The 15,008-nt window shown below is 46.1% G+C and carries 14 protein-coding genes; all 14 read left to right on the forward strand.

From position 1 onward, the window contains the following. Positions 1–42 precede the first annotated feature (42 nt). The 14 genes from spoIIM to ACUUHJ_RS13120 all read left to right on the forward strand — a co-directional run bounded on the left by spoIIM (position 43) and on the right by ACUUHJ_RS13120 (position 15,007). Positions 43–669: a stage II sporulation protein M gene (gene spoIIM, locus ACUUHJ_RS13055; protein WP_472299059.1), complete on the forward strand. Its 627-nt coding sequence runs from the start codon at positions 43–45 to the stop codon at positions 667–669. Positions 670–763: 94 nt separating this feature from the next. Next, positions 764–1,228 carry a ferric iron uptake transcriptional regulator gene (gene fur, locus ACUUHJ_RS13060; RefSeq protein ID WP_007720739.1) on the forward strand — a complete coding sequence of 155 codons (465 nt, stop codon included), beginning with the start codon at positions 764–766 and terminating at the stop codon, positions 1,226–1,228. A gap of 156 nt (positions 1,229–1,384) precedes the next feature. Continuing rightward, positions 1,385–1,624 (forward strand): YqzK family protein, encoded by a 240-nt coding sequence (locus tag ACUUHJ_RS13065; protein ID WP_012686072.1) that lies wholly within the window; start codon positions 1,385–1,387, stop codon positions 1,622–1,624. A 100-nt stretch (positions 1,625–1,724) separates the two neighbouring features. Beyond that, entirely contained in the window at positions 1,725–2,612 is an 888-nt protein-coding gene (gene xerD, locus ACUUHJ_RS13070) for a site-specific tyrosine recombinase XerD (protein WP_289677628.1), read from the forward strand. Positions 2,613–2,730: 118 nt separating this feature from the next. Then, positions 2,731–3,903 carry a phosphopentomutase gene (gene deoB / locus ACUUHJ_RS13075; RefSeq protein WP_289677630.1) on the forward strand — a complete coding sequence of 391 codons (1,173 nt, stop codon included), beginning with the start codon at positions 2,731–2,733 and terminating at the stop codon, positions 3,901–3,903. A gap of 60 nt (positions 3,904–3,963) precedes the next feature. Next, positions 3,964–4,773, forward strand: a complete 810-nt coding sequence (locus tag ACUUHJ_RS13080) for a purine-nucleoside phosphorylase (RefSeq protein ID WP_199927109.1) — start codon at positions 3,964–3,966, stop codon at positions 4,771–4,773. 24 nt (positions 4,774–4,797) lie between these two features. Then, positions 4,798–6,105: a pyrimidine-nucleoside phosphorylase gene (locus ACUUHJ_RS13085; RefSeq protein ID WP_472299060.1), complete on the forward strand. Its 1,308-nt coding sequence runs from the start codon at positions 4,798–4,800 to the stop codon at positions 6,103–6,105. Between the two features lie 330 nt (positions 6,106–6,435). Then, positions 6,436–6,906: an Lrp/AsnC family transcriptional regulator gene (locus ACUUHJ_RS13090; protein ID WP_012686077.1), complete on the forward strand. Its 471-nt coding sequence runs from the start codon at positions 6,436–6,438 to the stop codon at positions 6,904–6,906. Positions 6,907–7,021: 115 nt separating this feature from the next. Continuing rightward, positions 7,022–8,671, forward strand: a complete 1,650-nt coding sequence (locus ACUUHJ_RS13095; protein WP_289677632.1) for a peptide ABC transporter substrate-binding protein — start codon at positions 7,022–7,024, stop codon at positions 8,669–8,671. Positions 8,672–8,920: 249 nt separating this feature from the next. Then, positions 8,921–9,853, forward strand: a complete 933-nt coding sequence (locus ACUUHJ_RS13100) for an ABC transporter permease (protein ID WP_016739967.1) — start codon at positions 8,921–8,923, stop codon at positions 9,851–9,853. Positions 9,854–9,859: 6 nt separating this feature from the next. Further along, a complete protein-coding gene (locus ACUUHJ_RS13105; RefSeq protein ID WP_016739968.1) occupies positions 9,860–10,777 on the forward strand; it encodes an ABC transporter permease in 918 nt (305 codons plus the stop codon). A gap of 14 nt (positions 10,778–10,791) precedes the next feature. After that, a complete protein-coding gene (locus ACUUHJ_RS13110; protein WP_012686081.1) occupies positions 10,792–11,781 on the forward strand; it encodes an ABC transporter ATP-binding protein in 990 nt (329 codons plus the stop codon). 14 nt (positions 11,782–11,795) lie between these two features. Then, positions 11,796–12,755, forward strand: a complete 960-nt coding sequence (locus tag ACUUHJ_RS13115; RefSeq protein ID WP_289677634.1) for an ABC transporter ATP-binding protein — start codon at positions 11,796–11,798, stop codon at positions 12,753–12,755. Positions 12,756–12,934: 179 nt separating this feature from the next. Continuing rightward, positions 12,935–15,007, forward strand: coding sequence for a methyl-accepting chemotaxis protein (locus ACUUHJ_RS13120; protein WP_289677636.1), 2,073 nt, complete (start codon positions 12,935–12,937; stop codon positions 15,005–15,007). Position 15,008 lies beyond the last annotated feature (1 nt).

Raw genomic sequence — 15,008 nt, forward strand, 5'->3', positions numbered from 1 at the left:
CATAAGCTGTACAGTAATCAGCCAAGCGGGAGGCGACGAAGCGTGCGTTCACGAGTCGGACAAACTATCCAATCCTATGTGAGAGAGCATCAGTCACTCTACTGGTTCACGATCGTCCTGTTTACGATGGGCATTATTTTCGGAGCCGTCCTCGTCAATTCACTGCCATTATCACAGAAGCAGGAGCTGTACGGTTTTCTGCAATATTTTTTCAACAGTCTTGGCAGTGATGGCATCCCTGAGACCAGTGCCCATTTTCAGCAGGCGTTTGGTCATTATGCCAAAACCATAGCGATCATGTGGGTGCTAGGATTATCCATTATTGGGTTGCCAATGATTTTGTTGATGCTCTTCTTAAAAGGGGTCGTGGTTGGTTTCACTGTTGGTTTTTTAGTGAGTCAGCTCCAATGGCAAGGGGTAACATTTGCGATGGTGGGTGTTCTCCCGCAAAATTTATTAGTCGTCCCTGCCCTTTTTATTGTAGGCGTCAGCGGAATTTCGTTCTCGCTTCGACTCATACGGACGAGAGTGCTAAGTAAAAGGGATGTTATCATGCCGCATTTTATGGGCTATACCGTTCTTGTTTTTAGCATGCTGGCGGTATTGACGATTGCAGCCTTGTTTGAAACTTTCATTTCCCCTAGGTTGATGCAGCTCGTACTTAATTAAGAATAATTCTCAGGTAAGAACTTATGCATTTGACTTATTCGATGCCCCTCTACTATAATAGGAACAGGTTTCATGCGAGCGGGGAGGGGCATTAATGTTGGAAGAAAAATTAGAGAAAATTAAGCAGCAGTTGCATTCACAAAACTATAAGCTGACACCACAGCGTGAAGCCACTGTTCGCGTGTTGTTGGAGAATGAAGAAGATCATTTGAGTGCGGAAGATGTTTACTTGCTGGTGAAGGATAAAGCACCGGAAATCGGGCTTGCAACCGTATACAGGACATTAGAGCTGTTGAGCGAACTGAAGATCCTTCATAAAATGAATTTTGGCGATGGCGTAGCTCGTTACGATCTTCGTGATGATAATGCTGCCTATCACCATCATCACCTCATTTGCCTTAATTGCGGTACGGTGGATGAAATTTTTGAAGATCTGCTTGTCACAGCAGAAGAAAAAGTCAAGAATGTTTACAACTTTTATATTACCGACCACCGATTGACCTTCTACGGGATCTGCAATCGTTGTGTAGATAAAGTGAACGTGGAGGACTTCAAATAAAGTCGACTTCTCTGGGAACGGAGAAGTTTTTCTTTTTTCCTTGGGAGCTTTTGTAATGGCAGACCTATTCCTGTGGAATCCTAAGAGAGGATCGATTCGAATGGAGCAGGGGACAAGTGCATATAAATGAAAGAAAGTCTGTTAGGAGGCTTACGGATGAAGGTCTCTTATCGCCGCTTGATGGAGGGGCTTCGTTTCTTGCTTCTATTCATTACTTGTACCTTGCTCTCCTATGGCATCATTACATTGCTGGCGGACAAATTTCTCCCGGCAAACCCTTATCATGAACCGCATGGTAACGCGGTGAAGGTAGTAAAAGTGATCAATACCTCTCAGACACAGGATTTTGACGGATATGTCGCACGACTACAGCTCTTTTTTTTAACGGGAGAGTAATGCAGGTTTGAGTTTGAGTTTTTTATCTGGAGAAGCAGGAGTTTCTTTTTCTTTGTGGAAAGCAATACAAGATACTTCTCAGCTAGAAGGGGACAGCTTCATGGACAGTCTGATTGATCAGTTTATTCATTTCCTGACTGTGGAGAAAGGGTTATCGAGAAATACCCTGGAATCCTATCAACGGGATATGGTGGCCTTTACCTCGTATTTACAAGAGCAAGGTGTCACTCGCGTAGAGGATTCTACTCGGACGCACATCATTGGGTACTTACTTGTTTTACGGGAAAAAGGACGTGCTACAGCAACGCTTTCTCGCAACATGGCATCGATACGAGCGTTTTATCAGTTTCTCATTCGGGATAAATACATAGAAAAAGATCCATCCATCCATCTGGAAACACCGAAGATCGAAAAACGCTTGCCGAAAGTGCTCTCTGTTGAGGAAGTGGAACGTCTTTTGGAAAGTCCTCCTGTCAATCATCCTGCCGGGCTGCGGGACAAGGCAATGCTTGAGCTCTTATATGCGACAGGCATTCGTGTCTCGGAGTTAGTCAATCTGGATAGTGCTGATGTGAATCTGGATATGGGCTTTGTCAAATGCTTGGGAAAAGGATCAAAAGAGCGAATCATTCCGTTAGGCTCAGTTGCCATTCAAATGGTTCGCCACTATTTGCAGGCAGGGCGCCCCAAGCTGGTAAAAGGAACTGGCGATACTGCATTATTTCTGAATCACTTGGGCAAACAAATTACACGGCAAGGTTTTTGGAAAATTATTAAGCGATATGCCCAAAAATCAAACATCCGTGCTGAGATTACACCCCATACGCTTCGCCACTCTTTTGCCACTCATTTATTGGAAAATGGAGCCGATTTGCGCTCTGTTCAAGAGATGCTTGGGCATGCTGATATTTCAACCACCCAGATTTACACACATGTAACCAGAACGCGGATTAAGGACATCTATGCCAAGACACATCCGCGAGCATGAGTATGAAAAACGATCGACTCCGCCTGATTGTCGGGCGGAGAAAAATTTTCTGAATCAGGTCAGACGTCTGACGACTTGATGATAGAAAATGAATGACTGGTAAACAGGAGGCGTTAAGATGCAGTATTCTCGAGTTTTTCTGATCGTCATGGACAGCGTAGGGATTGGCGAACAACCTGATGCGCCGAAGTTCAATGATGCAGGAGCGAATACCTTAGGTCATATTGCGGAACGAGTTGCAGGATTTTCATTGCCCAACCTGCAAAAATTGGGTTTGGGAAATATAGCACCACTCCAAAACGTTGCACCAGTAGCGGCTCCTATGGCCCATTATGGGAAAATGCAGGAAATCTCCATGGGGAAAGATACGACGACCGGTCATTGGGAAATCATGGGTCTGCATGTGTCTACTCCGTTTAACACGTATCCAGACGGATTTCCCCAAGAGTTGATCTCGGAATTTGAGCAGCGTATCGGTCGCAAGGTGCTCGGGAACAAAGTCGCTTCTGGAACAGACATTCTCGACGAGCTTGGCGAAGAGCATATGAATACAGGTGCAGTGATTGTCTATACATCTGCGGATAGTGTATTTCAGGTGGCAGCACATGAAGAGATCGTTCCGCTTGAAGAGCTGTACCATATTTGCGAGGTAGCTCGTGAGTTGACGCTTCGTGATGAATTTGCCGTTACTCGTGTCATCGCGCGTCCATTTGTTGGGCAGCCAGGCAATTTTAGCCGCACAGCAAATCGGCATGATTATTCCGTGAAGCCATTTGCTCCGACAGTCATGAATCGTCTGCAAGATGCTGGTCTTGCTTCTATTGCCATTGGCAAAATCAGCGACATCTACGCTGAAGAGGGTGTTACCCAATCTATCCGTACCAAAGATAACATGGATGGTGTAGATCAAATTCTGGGCACGATGAAACAATCTTTTACGGGCCTTTCCTTTGTCAATCTCGTGGACTTCGATGCGAAGTTCGGTCATCGCCGTGATCCAGAAGGGTATGGTCATGCATTGATGGAGTTCGACGCTCGTATTCCAGAGCTTTTGGAAGCGCTACAAGAAAATGATTTGCTGGTAATCACGGCAGACCATGGTAACGATCCTGTACATCATGGCAGTGACCATACCAGAGAATACGTTCCGTTGCTTGCTTATCACAAGGGTATTCAAGCTGGACAACATTTGGGTATCCGCGAGACATTTGCGGACTTGGGTGCAACCATCGCAGACAATTTTGGAGTAGCTGCTCCCGTGATTGGGAAGAGCTTCCTTAATCGTTTATAAAGGTAAAGTAAAAATAAACATTTATATAATAGAAGAAACACAAAAAAGGAGAGAGTTAAATTGGCAAATTTCCATGACGCAGTAGCATATATCGAACCGAAATTGACAGAAAAACCAACCATTGGTCTCGTACTCGGATCAGGGCTTGGTGTATTGGCGGATGAAATCGAAAATCCAGTGATCATTCCTTATCATGAAATCCCTGGCTTCACTGTGTCCACCGTTGTCGGTCACAAAGGACAACTCGTGATTGGTAAGCTGCAAGGCAAACAAGTCGTTGCAATGCAAGGTCGTTTCCACTTTTATGAGGGGCATGGACTGGATGCCGTTGTTTTCCCAATCCGTGTCATGAAGCTGCTCGGTGTAGAAACCATTATGGTGACCAATGCGGCTGGCGGAATTAACGAAGGCTACAATCCAGGCGACCTCATGCTGATTTCCGATCACATCAACATGACGTTCCGCAATCCGTTGATCGGTGCAAATGATGAACAACTGGGAGCGCGTTTCCCGGATATGTCTGAGGCTTATTCCAAACAGCTCCGCAAGCTCGCTCATGAAGTTGCGTCCGAGCAAGGAATCCAGCTTCGTGAAGGTGTATACGCAGGTCTGCTAGGTCCTTCCTACGAAACTCCCGCGGAAATCCGTATGCTTCGTCTGTTGGGCGGGGATGCTGTAGGGATGTCAACTGTACCAGAAGTAATCGTGGCACGACACATGGGTGTGAAGGTACTCGGTATTTCGTGCATTAGCAACATGGCAGCAGGTATTTTGGAACAGCCTCTGTCCCATGATGAAGTTATGGAAACAACAGAGAAGGTAAAATCTCAATTCTTGGCTCTGGTCAATGGTATCGTAGCCAAAATGTAAGTAACGGATTCGGAGGGATTAACAATGCGTATGGTCGATATGATCGCCAAAAAACGTGATGGCGGAGAACTGACAACAGAAGAGATTCAATTTCTGGTGACAGGCTATACAGATGGAAGTATTCCTGACTATCAAATGTCCGCATGGGCAATGGCAGTCTTTTTCCGTGGCATGACGGCGAGAGAGACGGGAGATCTAACCTTGGCAATGGCAGGGTCAGGCGAACAGCTTGACCTGTCTTCTCTGCAAGGAATTAAGGTAGACAAGCATAGTACAGGCGGAGTAGGGGACAAAACTACTCTTGTTGTTGCGCCACTGGTAGCGGCAGCAGGTATTCCCGTGGCAAAAATGTCTGGAAGAGGCCTTGGTTACTCAGGAGGCACCATCGACAAGCTGGAGTCCTTCGCAGGTTTTGAAGTAGAACGCACACGCGAGCAATTTTTGCAGCAGGTGCGTGATATTGGCGTGTCCGTAATCGGACAGTCTGGCAATCTGACACCTGCCGATAAGAAACTGTATGCTCTACGTGACGTGACAGCTACTGTAGAGGCTGTGCCGTTGATTGCAAGCTCCATTATGTCCAAGAAGATTGCGGCTGGAGCAGATGCCATCCTGCTTGACGTAAAAGTAGGGAAGGGCGCTTTCATGAAAAGCATTGAAGAGGCAGAAACGTTAGCAAATGCGATGGTTGCAATCGGCAGCCAAGTTGGACGTAAAACGGTGGCGGTTATCAGCGATATGAACCAGCCGCTTGGCTTTGCTGTGGGCAATGCACTAGAAGTGAAAGAAGCGGTGGAGACACTTGCAGGTAGAGGTCCACGCGATTTGACCGAGTTGGTGTTGTCTATTGGTTCCCGTATGCTTGTAATGGGGGGCCTTGTTGGTGATGTGGAAGAAGGACGCAAGAAGCTCGAAGACCTGATGGCTTCCGGAAAAGCAGTAGATAAACTGGCGGAAATGGTAGAAGCTCAAGGCGGCAATAAGCAGGATGTCTATGATTTGTCTCGTCTGCCGCAAGCAAAGATCATTCATACCGTTACAGCCGAACAGGACGGCTTTGTAAGTGCGATTGATGCGGAAGCGATCGGTCATGCTTCTGTTGTCCTGGGTGCTGGCAGATTGACAAAAGAAATGCCAATTGACTTGGCAGTAGGTCTTGTTCTGCACAAAAAACGCGGGGATCAGGTGAAGGCTGGAGAAGTTTTGGTCACCATCCATGCCAACGATGACCAGCTTCTGAAAAATGCGTTGAAAGAAATGGAAGGTGCCTTCCAGATTTCGACGGCAATCGACGGAGAACAACCGTTGATCTATAAAATTATCGAAGCATAGATTGTAGGATATTAGTTGATCAATCAAATAAAACAAGGCGTGCACAGCACATGAGCGCGCCTTGTTTTATGAGTAAAAATACAGTTTCTCGAAAAAATATTGTTGATTAAATCTAGTTTTTCATATTCAATAGTAAGATGTAAGTCGTTTTTTTATTATATAAAAAATATTTTACTGTTCGGATTGACTTTATAAAGTTTTATTATTCTACTTGTCAAATTTCGTTGACACCGCTATCATTTCCGATTACTTTTATTGTATTAGACTGTTTGTAAAAGATTGTTGCGAAATTCGTAAAAAAATGATGGAGGTTCCCAGAAAATCGTATTTATGAAAAAGCTGGACCATGTCGACAGACAGATTCTGCAAATCCTCCATGAAGATGGGCGTATCCCATATACAGAAATCGCCCATCAGCTAGGCGTGAGTGAAGGAACGATTCGATCACGTATCACTCGCCTTTTACAAGACGGAGTCTTCCAATTCGTAATACAACCCGATCCAGAGAAATTAGGATTACATGTGCAGGCTATCATCGGGTTAACCACAAAGCTAGGTTTGCAGAAAGAAGTGGCAGAAAAATTAAGCAAATTTTCTGCAGTACGTTTTGTAGGCGCTTATAGCGGTAAGCACGACTTGATTATCCAAGCGTGTTTCCATAGTAATGATGAGCTGATCACCTTTGTCAATGAACGACTCTCTCAAATTGAAGGAATTGCAGCTGCGGACGTTTCACTGGAACTGAAGCAGTACAAAGACACCTTCTCTTTCGTTCAAGACGACGAGGTGACCCTGCAATGAAAGGGGTTGATGCCTTCCAGCCGAAGTCAAGCAGCTTCGTATAGTTTTCGTTTTTTTTTCGTCCTTTATTTTCAGAAAAAAGACAAAAAAGAAAAACGTACTGGGGGTTATTGCGTTGAAAAAGAATGTGTTTGCACTTGTGAGCTCGATTGCTGTATTAGGAACCGCCCTGGCAGGGTGCGGAGGAGGACAACAAACTGCCGCTCCACCGGCAGGAGGTACACCAGCACCTTCACAGCCTGCAACACCAGCTGCTGAGAAGAAGCCACAAGTTTTAAAGATGAACCTGCACTCGGAGCCACCTACAACTGATCCAGGGCTCGCAGAGGACACGACTTCAGGCGCGATTATCTTGGCAACCTTTGATGGCTTGACCCGCATTGGAACCGATGACAAGCCGCATGAAGCTGCTGCTGAGAGCTATACCGTTTCTGATGATAAGCTCACTTACACATTTAAAATCAGAGAAGCGAAATGGAGCAATGGTGATCCTGTAACAGCACATGACTTTGAGTATGCTTGGAAGCGTGCTCTCGATCCCAAAACGGCTTCCAACTACGCATATCAGCTGTACTACGTGAAGAATGGCGAAAAAGCAAATAAGGGCGAAGCAAAGCTTGATGAAGTAGGCGTGAAGGCACTTGACGATAAAACGCTGGAAGTGAAGCTGGAGAATCCGACTCCATACTTCCTGGAATTACTCGCATTCCGTACCTACTTCCCAGTTAACAAAAAAGTACTTGATGCAAATCCGAAGTGGGCAGGCGAAGCAAGCTCGCACGTCGGTAACGGTCCTTTCAAAATCGCATCTTGGGAGCACAAGAGCAAGATGGTGCTCGTGAAGAACGAAAATTACTGGGATAAAGACAATGTAAAGCTCGAAAAAATCGAATTCTCCATGGTAGAAGACGAAAATACAGAGCTCTCCATGTTCGAAAATGGCGAGATCGATTGGGCTGGCGCACCGATGAGTGCTTTGCCAACAGATGCGATTTCAGCATTGAAAGAGCAAGGCAAGATTCAAACCAATCCAATCGCGGGTACGTATTGGTACAAGTTCAATACCGAAAAGCCGCCATTTAATAACATTAAAGTAAGAAAAGCATTTGCCTACTCGATCGATCGACAAGCCTTGATCGACAACATTCTCCAAACGGGCCAAATTCCGGCAATAGGCGCTGTACCTCCATCCATGGTACTGAATCCAAATGGCTATTTCAAAGACAAGGATCTAGAAAATGCGAAAAAGCTATTGGAAGAGGGACTGAAAGAGGTTGGCATGAGCAAGTTGCCACCGATTACCTTATCCTACAATACATCAGAGGCTCACAAGAAGATTGCTGAGGCCATCCAAGACCAATGGAAGAAAAATCTCGGCGTAGATGTGAAGCTCGAGAATAAAGAATGGAAAGTTTACCTGGAAGATTTGCATGAGGGTAACTTCCAGATTGGACGGATGGGCTGGCTGGGTGACTTCAATGACCCAATCAACTTCCTGGAACTCTTCAAGGATAAAATGGGTGGAAACAACGATACACGTTGGGAAAATGCAAAATATAAAGAGTTGTTGAACCAATCCGCTAAGGAATCCGACCTCGAGAAACGTAAGAAAATTTTGGCAGATGCGGAGCAAATCCTAATGGATGAAATGCCAATCATGCCAATTTACTGGTACACACAATCTTGGGTACAGAAACCAGAGGTCAAAGGTGTTCACCAAACGGGCCTGGGTGACGTGGATTGGAAAGGCGCGTACATCGAGTAATTTCAGAACGAAGGAAACGGGATTTGCAGCAGAGGGTATATGGTTGCACATATACCCTCTGCTATGCAAGCCCTTCCCATAAATACCAGCTGGCATGATTGCCAGCAAAGAGAAAATAGAGAGAGAAGCTTTACTGCAAGAGATCTAAGGGTTATTTACACAGCCGATTTTTACACTGTGTCGGCAGCGTTCCGCAGTGTAAAGATGGGACGTGAAAGCAATCAAAAATCTACCAAGGGGGTAAGTTAGTTGATCCGTTATCTCGGTAAGCGCATCATTTTTATGCTCATCTCGCTCTTCTTAATTGTAACGGCCACCTTCTTCATCATGAAAGCAGTACCAGGTGGTCCATTTACATCCGAGAAGCAGGTCCCGCCGGAAATTAAGGCAGCACTAGAGGCAAAGTACAAGCTGAACCTGCCGTTGCATGAACAATACTTTGAATATTTGAAAGGTGTAGTAACTTGGGATCTCGGTCCGTCGTTTACGGAGAAATCTTCGAATGTTAACGACATGATTAATCGTGGTTTCCCTGTTTCTGCTCACTTGGGAGCACAAGCTTTATTGCTCGCTATCTTTGGTGGAATTACGTTAGGGGTTATCGCAGCACTAAACCATAATAGATGGCAAGACTATTCTGCAATGGTTATCGCTGTTTTGGGATTATCGGTACCAAGCTTTATTTTGGCGTCCTTTTACCAATACATTTTCGCTATTCAATTGGGCTGGTTTCCAATCGCGAAATGGGAAGGATTCGAGTACACCATCCTTCCTTCATTGGCACTCGCCGCATCACCGATGGCATTTATCGCGCGTTTGACGCGTTCCAATATGATTGAAGTTATGGGGCAAGATTACATCAAAACTGCAAAAGCAAAAGGATTGCACACTGTTGCCATTACAGTAAAACACGCAATTCGTAATGCACTCTTGCCAGTTGTTACTTACCTGGGTCCACTGATTGCCGGTATTTTGACAGGTGCATTCGTTATTGAACGTATTTTCGGTGTTCCTGGTCTTGGTCGCGAATTCGTATTGTCCATTACAAACCGCGACTATACGGTAATCATGGGTACGACCGTGTTCTACTCTATTATCCTGGTTGTGATGATTCTGATTGTTGACATCGCATACACCCTGGTAGACCCACGGATCAAACTTTCGGACGCAGGAAAGGAGTAATGACACGTGCAAAACTTGACAAAAGAACATTTTGAGCCAATTTCCGTTGACCTTCGTCAAGCAGAATCAATCAAGCGCCCTAGTCTCTCTTTCTGGTCTGACGTTTGGCGCCGTATGAGAATGAATAAAGTTGCAATGGCTTCCATGATCTTTATTATTGCCTTGATCGTATGTGCCATTGTGGTTCCATGGCTTACTCCACAAGATTATTTTACGACCGATTTGGCTGGGAAGAACAAGAAGCCATCTGCTGAACACTGGTTTGGTTCAGATGACTTGGGTCGTGACGTATTTGAGCGCATTTGGTACGGTGCACGTATCTCTCTGCAAGTAGGTCTTGCCGCAGCGTTTATCGATCTGATCATTGGTGTGATCTGGGGCGGTATCGCAGGTTTCTATGGTGGCAGAGTAGATGAAATGATGATGCGTATCGCGGATATCCTGTTTGCGATTCCTTACCTGCTGGTTGTTATTTTATTGATGGTTGTGTTAGAGCCTGGTGTCGGAACGATTATTATTGCCTTAACGATAACGGGATGGATCGGAATGGCCCGGATTGTGCGTGGTCAGATCCTTCAATTGAAAAACCAAGAATTTGTACTGGCAGCGCGCTCCCTTGGTGCTGACGCTAACCGTCTGATCTTCAAACACTTGATTCCTAATGCTTTGGGTCCAATCATCGTAACATTGAGCTTGACTGTACCTTCCGCGATTTTCGCAGAATCCTTCTTGTCCTTTATCGGGTTAGGGGTTTCGGCTCCGATTGCATCGTGGGGAACGATGTCCAATGAGGGTTTGCCGGCCATGAAGTACTATCCATGGCGTTTGACATTCCCGGCGATCTTTATTTCATTGACCATCTTGGCATTTAACTTGTTCGGTGACGGTCTGCGCGACGCAGTAGACCCACGCCTGCGTAAATAGGAGGGATAGTCGTTATGGAACGCATTCTTGATGTAAAAGACCTGCACGTATCCTTCCATACGTATGCAGGTGAAGTAAAAGCAGTCCGCGGTGTGAATTTTCACGTCAACCGCGGAGAGGCTGTAGCGATTGTAGGGGAGTCCGGTTGCGGTAAATCCGTAACCGCCCAAACCCTCATGAAGCTGATTCCTATGCCTCCAGGTGAAATTAAAAAGGGACAAATTCTCTTCAATGGCGAGGATATCGTCAAGAAGTCGAAAAAAGAGATGGAATCGATCCGCGGTAAAGATATCGGGATGATTTTCCAAGATCCAATGACTTCCTTGAACCCAACGATGACCATCGGTAGCCAAATTACCGAGGGTTTGATCAAGCACCAAAACATGTCGAAAGCTGCAGCACGTGATCGTGCCATTGAGCTGTTGACTATGGTTGGTATTCCGCAACCTGAGAAACGTGTGGAGCAATATCCACACGAGTTCTCTGGCGGTATGCGTCAACGTGCTATGATCGCGATTGCTCTCGCTTGTTCACCGAAGCTGTTGATCGCCGATGAACCGACGACAGCTTTGGACGTAACGATTCAGGCGCAAATTTTGGACCTGATGAAAGAATTGCAAAAGAAAACAGGCACTTCCATTATCTTGATCACGCATGACCTTGGTGTTGTTGCCGAGATGTGTGACCGCGTAATCGTTATGTACGCAGGAAAAGTGATCGAGACTGGAACCGTTGACGATATTTTCTACAATCCGCAACACCCTTACACCAAAGGCTTGCTTCGCTCGGTACCACGTCTTGACTTGAACCGTGACGAGCCACTGACACCGATTTTTGGTACGCCGCCAGACCTTCTGCGTCCGCCAGTTGGCTGTGGATTCACTGCGCGTTGCGAATCAGCGATGCGTGTGTGCCAAGAGATCGATCCTGAGCTGAACGACATCAGCACTACTCAGCGAGCAGCTTGTTGGCTTCAACATCCGCTTGCTCAGAACCGTGCGTAGAAGGAGGGATATCAGTGGATAAACGTGAAAATTTGATTGAAGTACGCAATCTAAAAAAGTTCTTTTCCATTGGCGATAATACGCTGAAAGCTGTGAATGATATCTCGTTTGAGATCAAACGTGGAGAAACACTAGGCGTAGTAGGAGAGTCAGGCTGTGGAAAGTCCACTGCCGGTCGTACCATCTTGAGACTGTATGATGCGACTGAAGGGGACGTCCTGTTTGAAGGCAAGAGCATCATGAATTTGAACCAGCAGGAAATGAAGGCGATGCGCCGCAACATGCAAATGATTTTCCAAGACCCTTACGCTTCGTTGAATCCGCGTATGACAGTCGGGGATATCATTGGCGAGGCGCTGGATATTCATGGCCTGGCATCTGGTCAAAAGCGCAAAGAGCGCATTCAGGAGCTCCTTTCCTTGGTGAGCTTGAATCCTGAGCATATGAACCGCTTCCCACACGAGTTTTCAGGTGGTCAGCGCCAACGTATCGGAATTGCCCGTGCATTGGCAGTAGAACCAAAATTCATCGTGTGTGACGAGCCAATCTCTGCTCTGGACGTATCCGTACAAGCACAGGTTGTAAACCTGCTCGAACAGCTGCAAGAAAAAATGGGCTTGACCTACATGTTTATTGCTCATGACTTGTCCATGGTAAAATACATTTCCGACCGTGTAGCGGTAATGTACCTGGGTAAAATGGTTGAGCTGGCAGAAAGTGATGCTTTGTATGAAAAGCCGCTCCATCCGTATACGCAAGCGCTGTTGTCTGCGATTCCGATCCCAGATCCAGAAGTTGAGCGTAACCGTGAGCGCATTGTATTGCAAGGCGATGTACCTAGCCCAATGAACCCACCAAGCGGTTGCCATTTCCGTACTCGTTGCCCGAAAGCAATGCCGGAATGCGCTGCATCCGTACCTGTGTGGAAAGAAGTAGAGCCAGGCCATTTCGCGGCTTGTCATTTGTATAACTAAATCAATTACAAATAGCGAGTTCCGAGGCTACTCGTGCAGCCCGGAACTCGTTTCCCTTCATAAGGGAGGTTTTACCTCTGAAAAAAATGGGTATTGTTCCCAGAGGCAGTTTTTTCAGGGGTATTTTTTCGGAGTTCTTGCACTGGAAAATCGTAGCAGTGATAAAGGGGGCAAGTAGCATGAGCAAATTTTTGTCGCCACGATGGAAAAAGAAGGAGGGAATATCGAATCTCTTAAAAAAAGTGAACCTGACTAGCCAAGTAGCAACGGAAAAGCTAAAAGGCTCACTTGCCACAAAGATGATTGTGTTTGGTCTAATTCTTGTACTTATTATTATCGGTTCTTTGCAATACATAGCCCTTTCCTTTTCGAAATCAACATTGTTTAGCATAACCTCTAACCAAGCGAAAATGCTGGCTGACCAGCATGCAAATAGCATGGAAGATGACTTGAAAGCGATTGTGAACTCCACCAAATCGGCAGCATCCAAACGTGTGATGATGACAGAGCTGCAACCGCTTATCATGGAACAATTTACTCTATTGCGTCAGGCGCATAAAGAAGTATCCCGAATCTATTTGATCGACACTTCTACCGGGAAATCCCTATATTCCTTGACCGGAACAAATGAGATTGACTTTAAGCAAAAGCAATACTTCCAAAGAGCGCTAACCACGAAATCCTTGGTCGTTTCAGATGAAGAAATCGTTGAAGGTAGCAACAAGAGTTTTCTTTATATTGCGACACCCATTGGGGAAAAGGCCGATGATACAAGCCGGTTGTTCGTTGTTGGCTTTACGATTGATCAAATGATTCAAAAGATTCCTGAGATCTCTTTCATGGAGAATGGCTACGCATTTGTCGTTCGCCAAGATGGTTTGGTTGTGGCCCATCAAAATCCGAACAACAACAACAAGCTCGTGCTGGCTGGGGACAAAGATTATGAAGAGATGCTGGCCCTGATGAAGCAGGAGACAAGTAACAGCTTATTGTACTCGGACCATGGAATTGATTCATTTGCAGCTTTTGCACCGATTCCCTTGTTGAAATGGAATGTCGTTTTGTCTACGGGAACTGACGAGGTGTATGGTGAAGTAGACGGAATGTGGCTGTACTTCGTACTCTTCAGCTTGCCGATCATCGGACTCTCGGTTTGGGCGATCTGGTGGTTTGCGAAACGGATTCGACTGTGTCTGTTCGCGATCGCGCAGGATATGGATCAAATCGGCGCGGGACATTTTAATATCAACGTAAAAGTAAACGGAAATGACGAGCTGGCTATGGTTGGCCGCAAAATGAATGACATGGCGGCTGAACTCCGCAAGCTGATTGCCCTTGTACAAGGACAAGCGACTCAACTGAACGTAGCGACAGATGAACTGACGCTATTTGCGCAAGAAAACAAGGGAGCCATTAACGTCATTACGGATAATATTTCAACGATTGCCCAACGCGTCTCTACACAGACGAATGAAGTGCAAGCAACGGCGAATACCGTCTCGGAAATATCGGAAGGCGTTGAACAGGTGGCTGTGGCTGCCGAATCTACATCGGTTGCCACTACCCGTACGTTTGAGAGAGCGCAAGGCGGTATGGAGTTAGTCGAGAACGTAATCAATACGGTAAGACGTGCCACTAGTGAGGTAGAGCGTACTGCTGGGCAAATGCATAGTCTTCGGGAGCGGGCTCGTGAAATTACGAGCATCGTTGAAATGATTACGAGTATTGCATCACAGACGAATTTGTTGGCGCTGAATGCAGCCATTGAGGCTGCGCGTGCTGGAGATGCTGGACGAGGCTTCTCAGTTGTAGCCAGCGAGGTTCGCAAGCTCGCAGAGGAAAGCAGTTCCTTCTCTGAGCGTATCGCTGCCATTGCGCATTCGATCAATGATGAGGCAATGGATATGAGCAAGCATATGGATGAGATCGTTACCATGGTGAGTGGAGGCTTGCAGTCTGTAGAGTCTGTGGGTACCGCTTTCCATAATATCGTGGCAGAGGTTCAATCAGCTGCCGAGCAAAGCGAATCGATGACGGCGACCTCGGAAGAGATGGCGGCTGGTAATCAGGTAGTGACGAACTCCATGCAACGTCTTGCCACCATGTCGGATGAGATTAGTGAATCCATTTCAGGTGTGGTAGAGACAGTGGATGAACAATTGAATTCGATTGCACGCATTAATGAAAACGTAGAGCAATTGAAAAAAATGGCGGATGAGTTAACCCAAAATGTGAGCCGATTCGTCATTTAAA

The sequence above is a fragment of the Brevibacillus schisleri genome (assembly GCF_055685845.1).

Coding starts and splice junctions, on each gene's coding strand:
- fur (WP_007720739.1), top strand. CDS start 764: ATGTTGGAAGAAAAATTAGAGAAAATTAAGCAGCAGTTGCATTCACAA.
- ACUUHJ_RS13065 (WP_012686072.1), top strand. CDS start 1,385: ATGAAGGTCTCTTATCGCCGCTTGATGGAGGGGCTTCGTTTCTTGCTT.
- xerD (WP_289677628.1), top strand. CDS start 1,725: ATGGACAGTCTGATTGATCAGTTTATTCATTTCCTGACTGTGGAGAAA.
- deoB (WP_289677630.1), top strand. CDS start 2,731: ATGCAGTATTCTCGAGTTTTTCTGATCGTCATGGACAGCGTAGGGATT.
- ACUUHJ_RS13085 (WP_472299060.1), top strand. CDS start 4,798: ATGCGTATGGTCGATATGATCGCCAAAAAACGTGATGGCGGAGAACTG.
- ACUUHJ_RS13090 (WP_012686077.1), top strand. CDS start 6,436: ATGAAAAAGCTGGACCATGTCGACAGACAGATTCTGCAAATCCTCCAT.
- ACUUHJ_RS13110 (WP_012686081.1), top strand. CDS start 10,792: ATGGAACGCATTCTTGATGTAAAAGACCTGCACGTATCCTTCCATACG.
- ACUUHJ_RS13120 (WP_289677636.1), top strand. CDS start 12,935: ATGAGCAAATTTTTGTCGCCACGATGGAAAAAGAAGGAGGGAATATCG.